Genomic DNA, 1,255 nt, shown 5'->3' with positions numbered 1-1,255 from the left:
GCACGGACGTGGACCTGCGGCCGGTGCGTTCGGCGGAGCTGTTCGACCCGGCGTCGGGGACGTGGAGCGCGGTGGAGGCGCCGGCCTCCGTGCGAGGCGGCGCGGGCACGGCGGTGGTGCTGCGCACGGGCAAGGTGCTCTTCGCGAGCGGCCTGCAGTCGGAGCTGTACGACCCGCTGACGGGCCACTGGGAGAAGGCGGGAGCGATGGGAGGCGCGGCGGGCACGCACCGGCTGGGGCACACCGTGACGCTGCTCCCGGACGGCCGCGTGCTGGTGGTGGGCGGCACGACGACGCAGGCGGCGAGGACGGCGGAGGTCTACGTGCCGGAGCGCAATGCCTGGGAGGCAGTGGAGGCCCCGGCGGTGCCGCGAGAGCACCACGCGGCGCTGGTGACGGGAGAGGGCGCGGTGCTGGTGGTGGGCGGCGAGCACCCCTCGCGAGGCACGCTGGCCTCCGCGGAGCGCTTCGACCCGGCACAGGGCACGTGGACGCAGGCGCCCACGCTGCATGAGCCGCGAGGCGAAGCCGGAGCGCTGTGGCTGCGCCGGGGGACGGTGCTGGTGGTGGGCGGAGTGAACGAGCTGGGCACCCTGGCCACGAGCGAGGAGTACGTCCCCGCCCCGTCCGTGGCCCAGGCCACTCCGGAAGAGTAGGTCGGTTCGCGGCGAACAGATGGTTCAGACCGGAGGGTGATGCCGGTCCCGTGAGGAGGCAGAGACGATGCTGCATGCTTCGAGGAACGCCAGACATCGCGTCCATCAGCGACCCCGTGGCTGACGACTTCTGGTCCTTCGAGGACGACCACGGGCGCCAGCACGTCTCCCGCGTCACCCTGGGCCGGCCCGCGCCCATCCCTCAGGATGCCAATGGGGACTGGTACTGCCCCGTGGTCATCGGCCACGCGGTGCCCATCACCGTGAGCATGGTGGGCGTGGGCCCCGTGGATGCCCTGCTCAACGCCGCGCGGTTCGTCCGCGAGCACTTCCACGAGCTGCGCAAGGTCAGCCCCCGCGCCACACCACCCGGCTCCACGGATTCAAAGTGAAGCGGGGACAGCGTGTCTGGCTTTCCCGCGAATGACTGACAACGGCGGTTCCGGAAGGTCGTTCCGCCGCGCGGCGTGCCAGGGCGCGTGACAGACTGCGCGCCCATGCGCTCCTGGAAACACCTGCTCCTCGTCCCGCTCGTCTGCTCCTCCGCCTGCGCCACCGCGCCCGCCGCCCCCGCGAAGCCCGAGGCCCCGGTCGCCGCC

Annotated in this window: 2 protein-coding genes; both read left to right on the top strand. The window is 72.9% G+C overall.

Translation table 11 applies throughout. The features are described 5' to 3' along the window. On the top strand, positions 1–656 hold a 656-nt coding region (locus ACLEQD_RS43695), incomplete at its 5' end, for a Kelch repeat-containing protein (RefSeq protein WP_410391836.1). Between the two features lie 74 nt (positions 657–730). Then, a complete protein-coding gene (locus ACLEQD_RS43690) occupies positions 731–1,048 on the top strand; it encodes a hypothetical protein (RefSeq protein ID WP_410391835.1) in 318 nt (105 codons plus the stop codon). The last annotated feature ends 207 nt before the right edge of the window (positions 1,049–1,255 follow it).

It is taken from the genome of Corallococcus sp. 4LFB (assembly GCF_046520365.1).
GTDB lineage: Bacteria > Myxococcota > Myxococcia > Myxococcales > Myxococcaceae > Corallococcus > Corallococcus caeni.
This window is presented reverse-complemented; position numbering and strand designations above follow the sequence as displayed.